A 13319-nucleotide genomic window follows, 5' to 3' on the forward strand; every position below is an offset into this window, starting at 1 on the left:
CATGGCGGGATTCCGCCTGTTTTGTTTTGACTCTGAATCCAGTAGTGTGCCGCACGCAACATTCCTGAAACGGATCGGTGATTGAGTCTCCGCTCGGACGTCGAGGTCTGAACAGGTGACTCGGTGCCAACACCTCCGGTTCGGTCGGACACCCCGGTGCATGCGGGGTCCGGACCTGCTCGCGGCAGCCAGCCGTGGCAGGGCCGCGACCCCTACGTACCGCTGTGCCCGGCCTGCCAGGACCGGAGGACTCACACCCCGGAGGAATCCATGAATCCACGAATCAGCGCAGCGGGCGCTGGCGCGGCACTGCTGCTCACGGGTGCTCTCGTGCCGGCAAGCGCCGCTGCCGCGCCGAGCGCGGCGGAACCGGATCCGGTGACGCTCGCTCAGCAGCGGGAGGACGACCGTCCTGACGCTCTCGCCGACAAGCAGCGGGAGCGGAAGCAGCAGGCGGTCGAGATGGTCGCCACCGGCGAGGCGAAGGTCACCACGCGTGGCAAGGGCTCGAAGAAGTCCAGGGTCGTCAGAATCGCGCCGGGCGAGTACGTCGAGTACGGCGCCCAGGAGACCTCGCAGCTCTTCTCGATCCTCGTCGAGTTCGGTGACGGCGAGGGGTCCTCGCACTTCCCCGACTCCCCGGCCGGGCCGCTGCACAACGAGATCCCCGAGCCTGCCGCGAGCGACAACTCCACGTACTGGGAGAGCGACTTCTCGCGCGACCACTTCATGGACATGTTCTTCAACGGTGACGCCAACGACGAGTCGTTCCACGACGTCTACGACGAGATGTCCTCGGGCCGCTTCGACCTCCAGGGTGACGTGTCCGACTGGGTCACGGTGCCGAACCGCGCGTCGTACTACGGCGGCGGCAGCCCGGCGGGTGACGAGACCGGCGAGACCATGACAGCGTTCGTCCAGGACGCCGCCGACGCCTGGTACGAGCAGCAGATCGCGTCGGGCAAGACGCACGACGAGGTCGTGGAGTACCTCCAGTCCTTCGACGTGTGGGACCGGTACGACGTCGACGGCGACGGCATCATCAACGAGCCCGACGGCTACATCGACCACTTCCAGGCCATCCACGCCGGCGAGGGCGAGGAGGCCGGCGCGCCTCCGTGGGCCATCTGGTCGCACCGCTGGGCGGTCAACCAGGGCGGCCTCGGCACCGACGGCCCGGCCGATTTCGAGAAGCTCGGCGGGATCAAGATCGGTGGCACCGACCTGTGGATCCGTGACTACACGACCGAGCCCGAGAACGGCGGCCTCGGGGTGTTCGCGCACGAGTTCGGCCACGACCTCGGCCTGCCGGACTACTACGACACCTCCGGCGGCGAGAACGGCACCGGCTTCTGGAACCTCATGAGCTCCGGCTCGTGGATGGGCCACGGCGACGGCCACATCGGCGGCACCCCGAACCACATGGGCGCCACCGAGAAGATGTTCCTCGGCTGGCTGGACTACGAGACCGTCGAGGCCGACGCGTCCGGCAGGGTCGACCTCGGCCCGTCGTTCCACGCCACGACGCGGGCACAGGCGGCCCTCGTCAACCTGCCCGACGGCACGGAGACCATCGAGGTGGGCGTCGACCCGATCGACGGCAAGTACGCCTACTCGGACACGGGCAACAACCTCAACGCCACGTTCGCGTCGCCCGAGTTCGCGGTGCCTGCGGGCGGTGCGCTGTCCGCCCAGGTCGACTACGAGATCGAAGAGGGCTACGACTACGCCTTCGTCGACATCACCACCGACGGCGGCGCGACATGGACCGCGCTGTCCACCAGCGAGTCGTCCGACGAGGACCCGAACGGCACCAACCCGGGTGGCGGCATCGACGGCTCCTCCGGCGGCTGGGTCGAGCTGACCGCCGACCTGTCGGCATACGCCGGCGAGACGGCGCAGTTCCGGTTCCGCTACACCTCGGACGGCGGCGTCAACGAGCGTGGCCTGGTGGTCGACTCGGTCACCGTCGGTGACGCGCTCGTCGAGGACTTCGAGGACGCGTCCGACTGGACCGGCGACTTCAAGATCGCGACCGACGGCTCGTACGAGACCTCGTACTCCCACTACTACCTCGCCGAGCACCGCGTGTACGGGGGCTACGACGTCACGTTGAAGGAGGGCCCGTACAACTTCGGCTGGAGCCAGTCCGACCCGAACCACGTGGAGCACTTCCCGTACCAGGACGGCCTGCTGATCTGGTACGTGAACGGCCTGTACGGCGACAACAACACCGCCACCCACCCGGGCCACGGCCAGGCGCTGCCCGTCGACGCCGACGCCACCCCGCTGAAGTTCTCGGACGGCGCGGTCGCCCGCAACCGGATCCAGTCGTACGACGCGACGTTCGGCCTGCAGCGCAAGGACCGCCTGTCCCTGCACAGCGAGGCCGGCGACGCCCCCGCGACCCTGCGTACCCCCTGGTGGTCGCGGCAGTCCCGGACGTTCGACGACAGCGACCCGTACGCGTACTACGACGAGTCCAACCCGGGCCACTCGGTGATCGTCGGCGGCACGGGTACCAGCATCAAGGTGCTGTGGCAGAACAGCCGCAACGGCCACATGAAGATCAAGGTCGACCGGTCCTGATCACACCCTGATCTGACCGCTCGATGATGTCGGCCCGCATCCTCCACCAGGAGGGTGCGGGCCGACGTCGTCCTCGACGGGACGGCCGCGCGACCGTGGCCGGCCTGCCGGGTGTACCCGTCGTCGAGCGGCATTCTGCCGCTGGTCACCCCGCGTTCACCGGGGGCGCACTACCGTGGGGCCGCAGATCCCCGTCACCCCTGAGGAGCACCCATGCGCCGCCCCGTCCTGCGCGTCACCGGCCTCGTCGCCGCCGCCCTCCTGGGCAGCGGCGGCACGGCCGCCGCCGTCTCCAGCCCCGTGCCCGACGACGCGGGCGACGTCCGGCTCAGCCACGCGACGTCGTCGTCCCCGAAGCACGAGAGGCTGCGGGTCGCGACCTACAACCTGTCGCTGAACCGCGCCGCGGAAGGACAGCTCGTCGACGACCTGTCCGACGGCGAGGACGCGCAGGCGCGGACCGTCGCCGAGGTGATCCAGCACGCGCGGCCCGACGTCGTCCTGCTCAACGAGTTCGACCACGACGCCGCCGGCGAGGCCGTCGACCTGTTCCGGGAGAACTACCTCGAGGTCCCGCAGGGCGACGCCGAGGCCGTCGAGTACCCGTACGCGTTCGTGGCGCCGTCGAACACGGGCGTCCCCAGCGGCTTCGACCTGAACAACGACGGCACGGTCGGCGGCGGGGACGACGCGCTGGGCTTCGGGGAGTTCCCCGGCCAGTACGGGATGGTCGTGCTGTCGAGGTACCCGGTCGACGCCCGGAACGCGCGCACGTTCCAGGGCTTCCGCTGGCAGGACATGCCGGGCGCGGCGCTGCCCACGGACACGGAGACGGGCGAGCCCTGGTACACGGACGAGGAGCTCGACGTGCTGCCGCTGTCGAGCAAGTCGCACTGGGACGTCCCGGTGCGGGTCGGCCGCACGACGGTGCACGTGCTGGCCGCGCACCCGACGCCCCCGTCGTTCGACGGCGCGGAGGACCGCAACGGGCGCCGCAACCACGACGAGATCCGCTTCTGGGCCGACTACGTGACCGGCGGCCGCGCGGCGTCGTACATCTACGACGACGACGGCGGGCGCGGCGGGCTGCACCGCGGGGAGTCCTTCGTGATCCTGGGCGACTACAACGCCGACCCGGCCGACGGCGACTCGTACGACGGCGCCATCGGCCAGCTGCTCGACAACCGGCGGATCCAGGACCCGGCGGCCTCGTCGGAGGGTGCGGCCGAGGCGGCGGAGCTCCAGGGCGGCGCCAACACGTCGCACACCGGCGACCCGGCGCTCGACACGGCCGACTTCGCGGACACCGCGCCCGGCAACCTCCGCGTGGACTACACGCTGGTGTCCCGCGACCTGCGAGTGCGCGGCGCGAGCGTCTTCTGGCCCGCGCAGGACGACCCGCTGTCCCGCCTCACGGGCGAGTACCCGTTCCCGAGCAGCGACCACCGCCTGGTCCGGGCGGAGCTACGTCTCAGGTGATGCGCCCGTCCCGGTATGACGACGGCGCCGACCCGGCAGGAGCCCGCCGGGTCGGCGCCGTCGTTCGTCGCGAGAACGGCCCGCGGGTCAGCCGTCCTTGTTGACGTCCTCCGCGAGGGTGCCGAGGTACAGCGAGATGACCTTCGGGTCGCTCTGGAGCTCCCGGCCGGTGCCCGTGTACGCGTCCGTGCCCTGGTCCAGGACGTAGCCACGGTCGCAGACCTGCAGGCAGCGCCGTGCGTTCTGCTCGACCATGATCACGGACACGCCCGCCTTGTTGATCATGCGGGTCCGCAGGAACGCCTCGTCCTGCCGCACCGGCGACAGCCCGGCGGACGGCTCGTCGAGCAGCAGCACGGACGGGTTCATCATGAGCGCCCGGGCCATCGCGACCATCTGCCGCTCACCACCGGACATCGCGCCCGCCCGCTGGGCGCGCCGCTCCCCCAGGGTCGGGAACAGGTCGACGATGAAGTCGAACCGCTCCTCGAACGACTTGGGGCGCAGGTACACGCCCATCCGCATGTTCTCCTCGACGGTGAGCGAGGGGAACACGTTGTTCGTCTGCGGCACGAACCCGACGCCGCGCTGCACGAGCGCGTTCGCCTTCATGCCGGTGATGTTGTCGCCGCCCAGCGTCACCGTGCCGGACGTGACGTGCACCAGCCCGAAGATCGCCTTGAGCAGCGTGGACTTCCCGGCACCGTTCGGGCCGATGATCCCGACGAGCTCGCCCTTGCCGACCTCGATCGAACATCCGTCGAGGATGTTCACGCCGGGGACGTAGCCCGCGACGATGTTGTCGGCCTTGAGCAGCAGCTCCTTGTCGGCGGGCAGGCCGGTCGTCCTGCCGCCCGGGTCCGTCACGGTCGTGTCGGTCATCGCTTCTCCTCCTCGGCCTCGAGCCGGGCCAGCACCTCGGGGTCGAGCAGCGAGTCGTCGCCGAGGTCGGTGTCGTGGTGCGCGCCCAGGTAGGCGTCCACCACCGCTTGATCCTGCATGACGGACGACGGCGGCCCCTCGGCCACGATCCGGCCCTCCGCCATGACGACGACCCAGTCGGAGATGTGCCGCACGGCGTGCATGTCGTGCTCCACGAAGAGGACCGACATGCCCTCGTCACGCAGCGTCTGGATGTGCCCCAGCAGCGACTGCACCAGCGCCGGGTTCACGCCCGCCATCGGCTCGTCGAGCATGATCATCGTCGGGTCGGTCATCAGCGCGCGCGCCATCTCGAGGAGCTTGCGCTGGCCGCCCGAGAGCGACCCCGCGAACTCGTCGGCCATCTTGTCGAGCTTGAACCGCTCGAGGATCTCGAGCGCCTTCTCCCTGTTCCGCAGCTCCGTGCCCGCCCACAACGGCTGGATCAGGGAGGCGAACATCCGCTCCCCCGGGTTGTGGCGCGCCGCGAGCAGGACGTTCTCCAGCACGGTGAGGCGCGACAGCGCCTTCGTCAGCTGGAAGGTCCGGACCATGCCGGACCTGGCGACGCGCGCGGCGCTCTTGCCGGCGATCGGCGTGCCCTCGAACGACCACGAGCCCTGGTTCGGCCTGTCGAACCCGGTGAGCAGGTTGAAGAAGGTCGTCTTCCCGGCACCGTTCGGCCCGATGAGCGCGGTGATCGCGCCCCGCTCGACCTCCAGGTAGTCGACGTCGACGGCGGTCAGGCCGCCGAAGTGCCGCTGCACGGACTCCGCCTTCAGGATCGCGTCGGGCTTTGCCACGCCGACCTTCGGCTCGAGGTGCGACAGGTCGCGGCCGGCCCGCTTCGCGGTCTCGCTCACAGGCTCGTCCTGTCCGACGACGGGCTCGTCGTTCACGTTCACGGTGTTCTCATCGGACATCGAGGGCCAGCTCCTTCTTGTTCCCCAGGATCCCCTGTGGTCTGAAGATCACGATCAGCATCAGGGTCACGCCCACGAGGATGCCGCCGATCTGTTCGACCGTGTTCGAGGCGATGTAGTCGGACATCCCGGTCCGCATGCCCACGCGGAGCAGCATGTAGACGAAGAAGAAGAGCATCGCTCCGAGGACCGGGCCGAACAGCGTGGCCGCGCCACCGAGGAGCATGACCGTCCACACCCAGAACGTCATGGTGCGGCCCATGGCATCCGGTGCGAGGTTGCCGGGCAGGATATAGACCATGCCCGCCAGCGCGCCGAACGTGCCGCCCAGGACGAGCGCCTGCATCTTGTAGGCGTAGACGTTCTTGCCGAGCGCGCGCACGGCGTCCTCGTCCTCACGCACGCCCTTGAGCACGCGGCCCCACGGGCTGCGCGTGAGCAGCCACACCAGCACCAGCGCGACGACCACGAGGCTCCAGGCGAACAACCGGGTCCACCAGGAGTCGGAGCCGTTGTTCAGGTACTCGAGCGGGCCGATCATGGTGCGCCCGTCCGGCAGGAACGAGAGGTCCTGGAAGGACCCCTTGTACTCCGCACCGCGCAGACCGGTCGAGCCGCCGGTCCAGCCGAACAACGTGGAGCGCCCCGCCATGCGCACGATCTCCGCGGCGGAGATGGTGACGATCGCCAGGTAGTCGCCACGCAGCTTCAGCGTGGGGATGCCGAGGAGGACGGCGAACAGCGCGCCCGCGGCGAGCGCCACCAGCAGGGCTACCCAGAAGGGTGCGCCCGCGATCGTCGAGACGCCGAAGCCGTAGGCGCCGAGCAGCATGAACCCGGCCTGGCCGACGTTCAGCAGCCCGGTGTAGCCGAAGTGGATGTTCAGGCCGATGGCGGCGAGCACGTAGGCCGCGGTGGCCGGCGCGATCAGCTCCCCCAACGCCTGGGTCAGGATTCGAATCAGTTCTTCCATGACGAGACTCCCTTCAGCCGATCCGCTCGCGACTGCCGAGGATGCCCTGCGGCCGGACCAGGAGGACGAGGATGAGGATCAGCAGCGCGGTGGCGTAGCGCAGGTCGCTGGGCAGGACCAGGTTGCTCAGCTCGACCACCAGGCCGATCAGGATGGATCCGACCAGCGCACCGAACGCGGTGCCGAGACCACCGAGGGTCACCGCGGCGAACATCAGCAGCAGCAGCTGCACGCCGAGGTTCCAGGTGAAGGAACCGAACGAGATCCCGATGAGCATTCCGGCGAGCGCGGCGAGCGCCGTCGCCGAGACCCAGACGATCCGCACGACGACGTCGGGGTCGATGCCGGTGGTGGCGGCGAGCGCCCGGTTGTCCGCGACCGCCCGGATCGCCCGGCCGATGCGCGTCCTGGTGAGCAGCAGCGCGATGACGACGATGACGACGAGCGCGACGGCCATCGAGATCCACGACGCCCTGCTCAGCGTGATGCCCGCGATGTTCAGCGGCTCGGGGTTGCTCGTCAGGATCCGCATGGCGCGGCCCTGGTTGAACATCTGCATCACGTACTGCAGGGCGAGCGAGAGACCGATCGTGACCAGCATGAGCTGCGCGGCGGGTGTGCCGCGGCGGCGCAGCGGCCGCCAGACGATCGCATCCTGCAGCAGGCCTGTCGCGCCGCCGATCACGAGGATCAGCACTGCGCTGAGCCAGATGGGCAGGCCGAACTGGTTGATGAGGAGCCAGGCACCGATGGCACCGATGACCACCTGCTCGCCGTGGGAGAACGAGGAGATGCCGGTGGTGCCGAAGATCAGGCTGAGGCCCACGGAGGCGAGGGCCAGCAGGAGGCCGAACCGGAGGCCGGAGCCGAACTGCTGCCACACCTGCCCGAACGACGGGGCGCCGGAGACGGAGACCTCTTCGTCCGCGAGCCCTTCGGCGTCGCCCGTCACCTCCCCGGGCGCGGCCTCGGTGTCACCGTCGTCCGCGGGGGTGCTGCTCTCCTCGTCGGAGCCGTCCGCCCCGGGAGCCGGGCCGGCGCCGATCGTGAACGCGCCGCGTCCGGTCCCGCCGGTCTGGGCACGGATCTCGCGTTCGGCCGGGTCGGCGTGCATGCCGTCGGGGAGCGTGTCGGGGTTCACCGTCAGCGTGTAGGTGCCGCGGGACGGCACCTCGATGGAGACCGGGCCGTCGCCGGTCGTGGTGACGACTGCCTCGAAGTCCTCGCCGACGATGGAGACCTCCACGTCGGCTACGGGCTCGAAGTCGTCGTCCTGCACGATCGGCGAGACACACACGGTGCTCGCGTCGGGCGAACAGTCAGTCGCGATGTCGTCGGTCGCCGCTCCCGCAGGCACGGCGAACATCGCCGCTCCCGAGATCAGCGCCGCGATCGCAGCCAGCACCACGGCGAGGAGGCGCCGTGGTGCTGTCGCGATCATCGGTCGGTCGGCTGTCATGTGCCGGGTCCTCCGTGGTCTTGGTGCCAGATGTCCGAGGGTTGCTCGAACCGTTCGAGGAACGCGGGGTTCAGGAGCACTGAACGGCCCCTGAATCACGAGCAGTTACTCAACAGTTCGGGAAGTGTAGCGGCGGCGTGTTTCACATCCTTGACTCCGCGTGACACCCCTCGGTTACGATTCAGCATCCTCTCGGTCACCCTTCCATCAAGCGGCTCACCTTGCCCGATTCGGGCGCCAGGGCCCACGCACCATCCCCCGCGAACCGCAATACTGGGCAAATGACCTCCAGGCTTGCACGGCTCCTCACGGTCCTGGTCCTCCTCGCCACCGCGGGGTGCGGCGGCCAGGCCGGTACCTCCCGCCCGTCGTCGTCCCCCGGGCCGGGAACGACGGCGCCGTCCCCCTCCAGCACGACGTCCGGCGGGACGGCGGGCCCGTCGTCCGGACCGACCGCGTCGGAGCCTTCCGCGCCGCCTCCGCCGTCGGGCAAGACGCTGCTGGCGGGCATGACGCTGGAGGAGAAGGTCGGGCAGATCATCATGGTCGGGGTACCGGTGAGCGGCGGGCGCGAGGCGTCGGCCGAGGCGATCCGCCGGTACCACGTGGCGAACGTCTTCCTGCACGGCCGCACCCAGGCGGGGCAGGGCCCGGTGCGCAACCTGGTGGCGGACTTCCGGGAGATCGGCGTCGGCGCGAACCCTCGCGACCCGCTCATGCTCGTCGCCACGGACCAGGAAGGCGGAGCCGTGCAGGTGCTGCGTGGCAACGGGTTCAGCGACATGCCGAACGCCGTGGACCAGTCGGCCATGCCCCCCGCCGAGCTGCGCAGGAAGGCCGCGGTCTGGGGCGGGGAGCTGGCCGAGGCAGGCGTGAACCTCAACCTGGCGCCCGTGGTGGACCTCGTGCTGGCGGACTCCGCGGCCTCGAACGCACCGATCGGGGCGGTCGGGCGGAACTACGGGTACACGCTGGACTCCGTGATCGCCGGGTCGGTCGCGTTCGGGCAGGGGCAGCGCGACGCGGGGATCGCCACCACGCCGAAGCACTTCCCCGGGCTCGGCATGGTGACCGGGAACACCGACACCGCCACCGCCGTGACGGACACCGTGACCGGGCCGGACGCGAAGTCGGTCGAGGCGTTCCGGAAGAACGTCGAGGCAGGGAGCGAGTTCGTGATGATGTCGTCGGCGATCTACGCGAAGATCGACGCCGACCGGCCCGCGGTGTTCAGCCCGGCCGCCGTCGACCTGCTGCGCGACGACCTCGGGTTCGACGGCGTCGTCATGACCGACGACCTCGCCGCCGCGACCCAGGTCCAGGCCTGGGACCCGGGGGAGCGCGCGGTGCTGGCGGTCGAGGCCGGCGTCGACCTGGTGCTCGCGTCCGCGGACCCGACGACGGCGGCCCCCATGGCACAGGCCCTGGTCGAACGCGCGAAGGCCGACCCGGACTTCCGGTCCCGCGTCGACGACGCCGCGGCGCACGTCCTCACGGCCAAGTCCCACCTCACGAACTGACGCTCCCGGGGCAGCACCTCCCGGAGCGGGGGTACCGGCTGGGCGGGAGGTGCGCCCGGGCCGAGGCAGGGCCGCAGCGGCAGGCGGCTGCCTCGGCGGGGATCAGTCGGCCAGGCCGAGGACCTGGAGGATCCAGGCGTGCTCGAAGGCGATCTGCTCCCACGCGGCATAACGGCCCGAGACACCGCCGTGGCCCGCCTGCATCTCGATCTTGAGCAGCGCGGGAGCGCCCGCCGCCCGGAGGCTCGCCACCCACTTCGCCGGCTCCACGTACATCACGCGCGTGTCGTTGAACGACGTCGTGGCCAGTACCTGCGGGTAGTGCGAGGCGTCGTCGGGGACGTTCTCGTACGGGGTGTACGACTTCATGTAGGCGTACACGTCGGCGTCGTGCAGCGGGTCGCCCCACTCGTCCCACTCGGTGACCGTGAGCGGCAGCGACGGGTCCAGCATCGAGGTGAGCGCGTCGACGAAAGGCACCCCGGCCAGGACACCGCCGAACGCGTCGGGCGCGAGGTTCAGGGCGGCGCCGACCAGCAGACCGCCGGCGGAGCCGCCGTCGGCCACCGTGCGCTCGGGCGTGGTCCAGCCCGCGGACGCGAGCCGCCGCGCGCAGGCCACGAAGTCCGTGAAGGTGTTGCGCTTGTGGTCGAGCTTGCCGCCGTCGTACCAGTGCCGGCCCATCTCACCGCCGCCGCGCACGTGCGCGATCGCGAACACGACGCCGCGTTCGAGCAGCGACAGGCGCGGGATCGAGAAGTACGGGTCGAGGGACATCTCGTAGGCGCCGTAGCCGTAGAGCAGCACGGGCGCCGGAGCGGCCGGGAGTCCGTCGTCGCCGAGCGGCACGCGGTCCTTGCGCCAGACCAGCGAGATCGGGATGCGCGTGCCGTCCTCGGCGACCGCCCACTCCCGGCCCTGCGCGTACTCGGCGGAGTCGAAGCCACCGAGCACCGGCGTCTGCTTGAGGAGGGTGCGGTCGCCGGTCGCGACGTCGTAGGTGAAGACGGCGGAGGGCGTGACGAACGACGTGTACCCGACCAGCAGGTTCGGCTGCTCCCAGGCACCGACACCGGCCCCCACCGACTCCAGGTCCTCGCCGAACGTCATCTCCTCGAACTGCCACGGGACGGCCCCGAACTCGTCCAGCCGGAGGATGCCGCTGCGGCCGATCGCACCGCGCCGGTAGTACAGGACCAGATAGCGCTGGGAGGCAGAGACTCCTTCGAGCCGCACCTCCTGGTCGTGCGGCACGACGACGTCGCCCCAGCCGGCCGCGCCCTCGGCGCCCGGGACGTCCGTGACCGTGAGCTCGAAGTTCTCGGCGCCGTCGTTGTGCAGGACCAGGAGGACGTCGCGGCCCGGGGCGCCGTCGTCGGCACCACCGCTCCCCGGAACGGGCAGCACCGCGTGCTCCACCGAGTACTCCACCCCGTCCTGCCGGGGCCGCACGCAGCGGAACGCCCCGGCCGCGTCGGCGGCCTCGAGGATCCAGCACTCGCTCGTCACCTTCGAGGCGAGCTCGATCATCAGGTACTTCTTGGAGCGGGTGACACCCGCGCCCATCCAGTACCGCTCGTCGGGCTCCTCGAACACCATCACGTCGTCGGCCCGCGGCGTGCCGATCCGGTGCCGCCACAGGCGGTGCGGCCGCCAGGCCTCGTCGACGGTCTGGTAGAAGATCTGCTCGCCGTCGGGCGCGAAGAAGGCGCCCGGCGCGGTGCCGGGGACCACGTCGTCCAGGTCCTCGCCCGTGCGCAGGTCGCGGATGCGCAGCGTGTAGCGCTCGTCGCCCGTCGTGTCGACGGCGTAGAGCAGGAGCCACCCGTCCTCGGACACGTCGAACGTCCCGAGGGAGAAGAAGTCGTGGTCGGCGGCCTCGATGTTCTGGTCGATCAGCACCCGCTCGCCGGGCACGGGCTCGCCCGGCTCCAGGACGCGCGGCGTCCAGTCCTCCGGGTCGCTGACCTCGTAGCGCGCGTGGATCGGGTACTGCTTGCCCTCCTCGGTGCGGGAGTAGTACCACCAGCCGCCGTCACGCGACGGGAGCGAGAGGTCCGTCTCCTGGGTGCGGGCCTTGATCTCGTCGAAGATCGTCTGCCGCAGGGGGGCGAGGTGTTCCAGCCGTGACGTCGTGTACGTGTTCTCCGCCTCGAGGTGGGCGACGACCTCCGGGTCGTCCTTCGCGCGCAACCACTCGTACTCGTCGGTGAACACGTCACCGTGAAACGTACGGGTGCTCGGGCGGCGGTCCGCGACAGGCGGCGTGACGGTCTGATCCACGCAGAGCAGCCTAGTCGCCGGGCCGCGCGGTCGTTGAAGAATCCCGCGACCTGGCGAGCGCCGCGGCGAACGCTTCCACGTCCGCCTCGGTCGTGTCCCAGGAGCACATCCAGCGGACCTCGACGCGGTCCGGCGTCTCGCCGTCGGCCCAGTCGTAGAAGCGGACCCGCTCGCGGGCGGCGGCCGCCGCGCTCCGCGGCAGGGTCGCGAAGACGACGTTCGCCTCCGTGGGGTGCGTGACCCGGACGACGCCGGCCGGCAGCGCCCGCTCGATCTCCGCGCGCAGCCGCGTCGCCATGGTGTTGGAGTGCCGCGCGTTGCGCAGCCAGAGAGGTTGGCCGCCCGACGCCCCCGGGCTTCCCGGCTCCCCCAGCAGCGCCAGGAGCTGCGCCGAGACGAACCGCGCCTTGGAGGCGAGCTGCATCGTCTGCTTGCGCAGGTAGGGGATCGCCTCGGCGAGACCGGCACCGGACTCGCCGTCGAGCACGACCACTGCCTCGCCGATCATGCCCCCGTTCTTCGCCGCGCCCAGCGACAGGAGGTCCACGCCGACGTCCGTGGTGAGCTCCCGCAGGCCCGTTCCCAGGGCCGCCGCCGCGTTGGCCAGCCGGGACCCGTCGACGTGCACGAGCATCCCCAGGTCGTGCGCCGCGGCGGCGAGCGACCTCAGCTCCTCGGCCGGGTAGACGGTACCGAGCTCGGTGGACTGCGTGAGGGACAGCACGGCGGGCTGCGCGCGGTGCGGGTTGCCGAGATCACCGGCCCAGGCCCGCAGCGCGTCGGCGGTGATGCGGCCGTGGACCGACGGGCACGCGAGGAGCTTGAGACCGCCGACGCGTTCGGGCGCGCCGTTCTCGTCGGTGTTGGCGTGCGCGACGTCGCTCAGCACCACCCCGCCCCAGCGCGGCGCGGCGGCCATCAGGCTGATCACGTTGGCGCCGGTGCCGATGAGCACGGGGAACGCGACGGCGGCCGCCCCGAAGACCTCACGGGTGCGGGCCTGGAGCCGCTCCGAGGTGGCGTCGTCGCCGTAGGGCACGTCCGGCCCGTCGTTGGCCGCCATGATCGCGGCCATGACCTCGGGATGGACGGGGGCGTAGTTGTCAGAGGCGAAGTGCAGCACGTTCCGATTATCGGCCCCTGTCCCCGGCCCGGCGGACGAGCGGCGGCCC

The 13319-nt window shown here is 70.7% G+C and carries 9 protein-coding genes; 3 read left to right on the forward strand and 6 right to left on the reverse strand.

What is annotated here, in order from left to right; all coding sequences use genetic code 11:
• Positions 1-270 precede the first annotated feature (270 nt).
• Together ACYU96_RS19265 and ACYU96_RS19270 are read left to right on the forward strand one after the other, a co-directional pair.
• On the forward strand, positions 271-2589 hold the full coding sequence (locus ACYU96_RS19265; protein ID WP_460757303.1) for an immune inhibitor A domain-containing protein: 2319 nt from the start codon (positions 271-273) through the stop codon (positions 2587-2589).
• A gap of 213 nt (positions 2590-2802) precedes the next feature.
• Positions 2803-4068 carry an endonuclease/exonuclease/phosphatase family protein gene (locus ACYU96_RS19270; protein ID WP_460757306.1) on the forward strand — a complete coding sequence of 422 codons (1266 nt, stop codon included), beginning with the start codon at positions 2803-2805 and terminating at the stop codon, positions 4066-4068.
• An 87-nt stretch (positions 4069-4155) separates the two neighbouring features.
• Here ACYU96_RS19270 and ACYU96_RS19275 read toward each other — a convergent pair whose 3' ends face one another.
• Genes ACYU96_RS19275 through ACYU96_RS19290 form a run of 4 tightly spaced genes read right to left on the reverse strand, consistent with a single transcriptional unit; the run spans position 4156 to position 8344 of the window.
• Complete coding sequence (locus ACYU96_RS19275) at positions 4156-4950, reverse strand: ABC transporter ATP-binding protein (RefSeq protein ID WP_460757309.1); 795 nt, start codon at positions 4948-4950, stop codon at positions 4156-4158.
• On the reverse strand, positions 4947-5912 hold the full coding sequence (locus ACYU96_RS19280; RefSeq protein ID WP_460757312.1) for an ABC transporter ATP-binding protein: 966 nt from the start codon (positions 5910-5912) through the stop codon (positions 4947-4949). Before ACYU96_RS19280 ends, ACYU96_RS19275 begins: the two co-directional genes overlap by 4 nt.
• Positions 5902-6885, reverse strand: a complete 984-nt coding sequence (locus tag ACYU96_RS19285; RefSeq protein ID WP_460757315.1) for a branched-chain amino acid ABC transporter permease — start codon at positions 6883-6885, stop codon at positions 5902-5904. Before ACYU96_RS19285 ends, ACYU96_RS19280 begins: the two co-directional genes overlap by 11 nt.
• A 13-nt stretch (positions 6886-6898) precedes the next feature.
• Positions 6899-8344 (reverse strand): branched-chain amino acid ABC transporter permease, encoded by a 1446-nt coding sequence (locus ACYU96_RS19290; protein ID WP_460757318.1) that lies wholly within the window; start codon positions 8342-8344, stop codon positions 6899-6901.
• 281 nt (positions 8345-8625) lie between these two features.
• Between ACYU96_RS19290 and ACYU96_RS19295 the strand changes: the two genes are divergently transcribed.
• Positions 8626-9864 (forward strand): glycoside hydrolase family 3 N-terminal domain-containing protein, encoded by a 1239-nt coding sequence (locus ACYU96_RS19295; RefSeq protein ID WP_460757320.1) that lies wholly within the window; start codon positions 8626-8628, stop codon positions 9862-9864.
• A 102-nt stretch (positions 9865-9966) separates the two neighbouring features.
• Here ACYU96_RS19295 and ACYU96_RS19300 read toward each other — a convergent pair whose 3' ends face one another.
• Complete coding sequence (locus ACYU96_RS19300; protein ID WP_460757323.1) at positions 9967-12147, reverse strand: S9 family peptidase; 2181 nt, start codon at positions 12145-12147, stop codon at positions 9967-9969.
• Positions 12148-12157: 10 nt separating this feature from the next.
• On the reverse strand, positions 12158-13270 hold the full coding sequence (locus ACYU96_RS19305; RefSeq protein ID WP_460757325.1) for a threonine aldolase family protein: 1113 nt from the start codon (positions 13268-13270) through the stop codon (positions 12158-12160).
• Positions 13271-13319: the final 49 nt, after the last annotated feature.

The organism is Myceligenerans cantabricum, assembly GCF_054777735.1.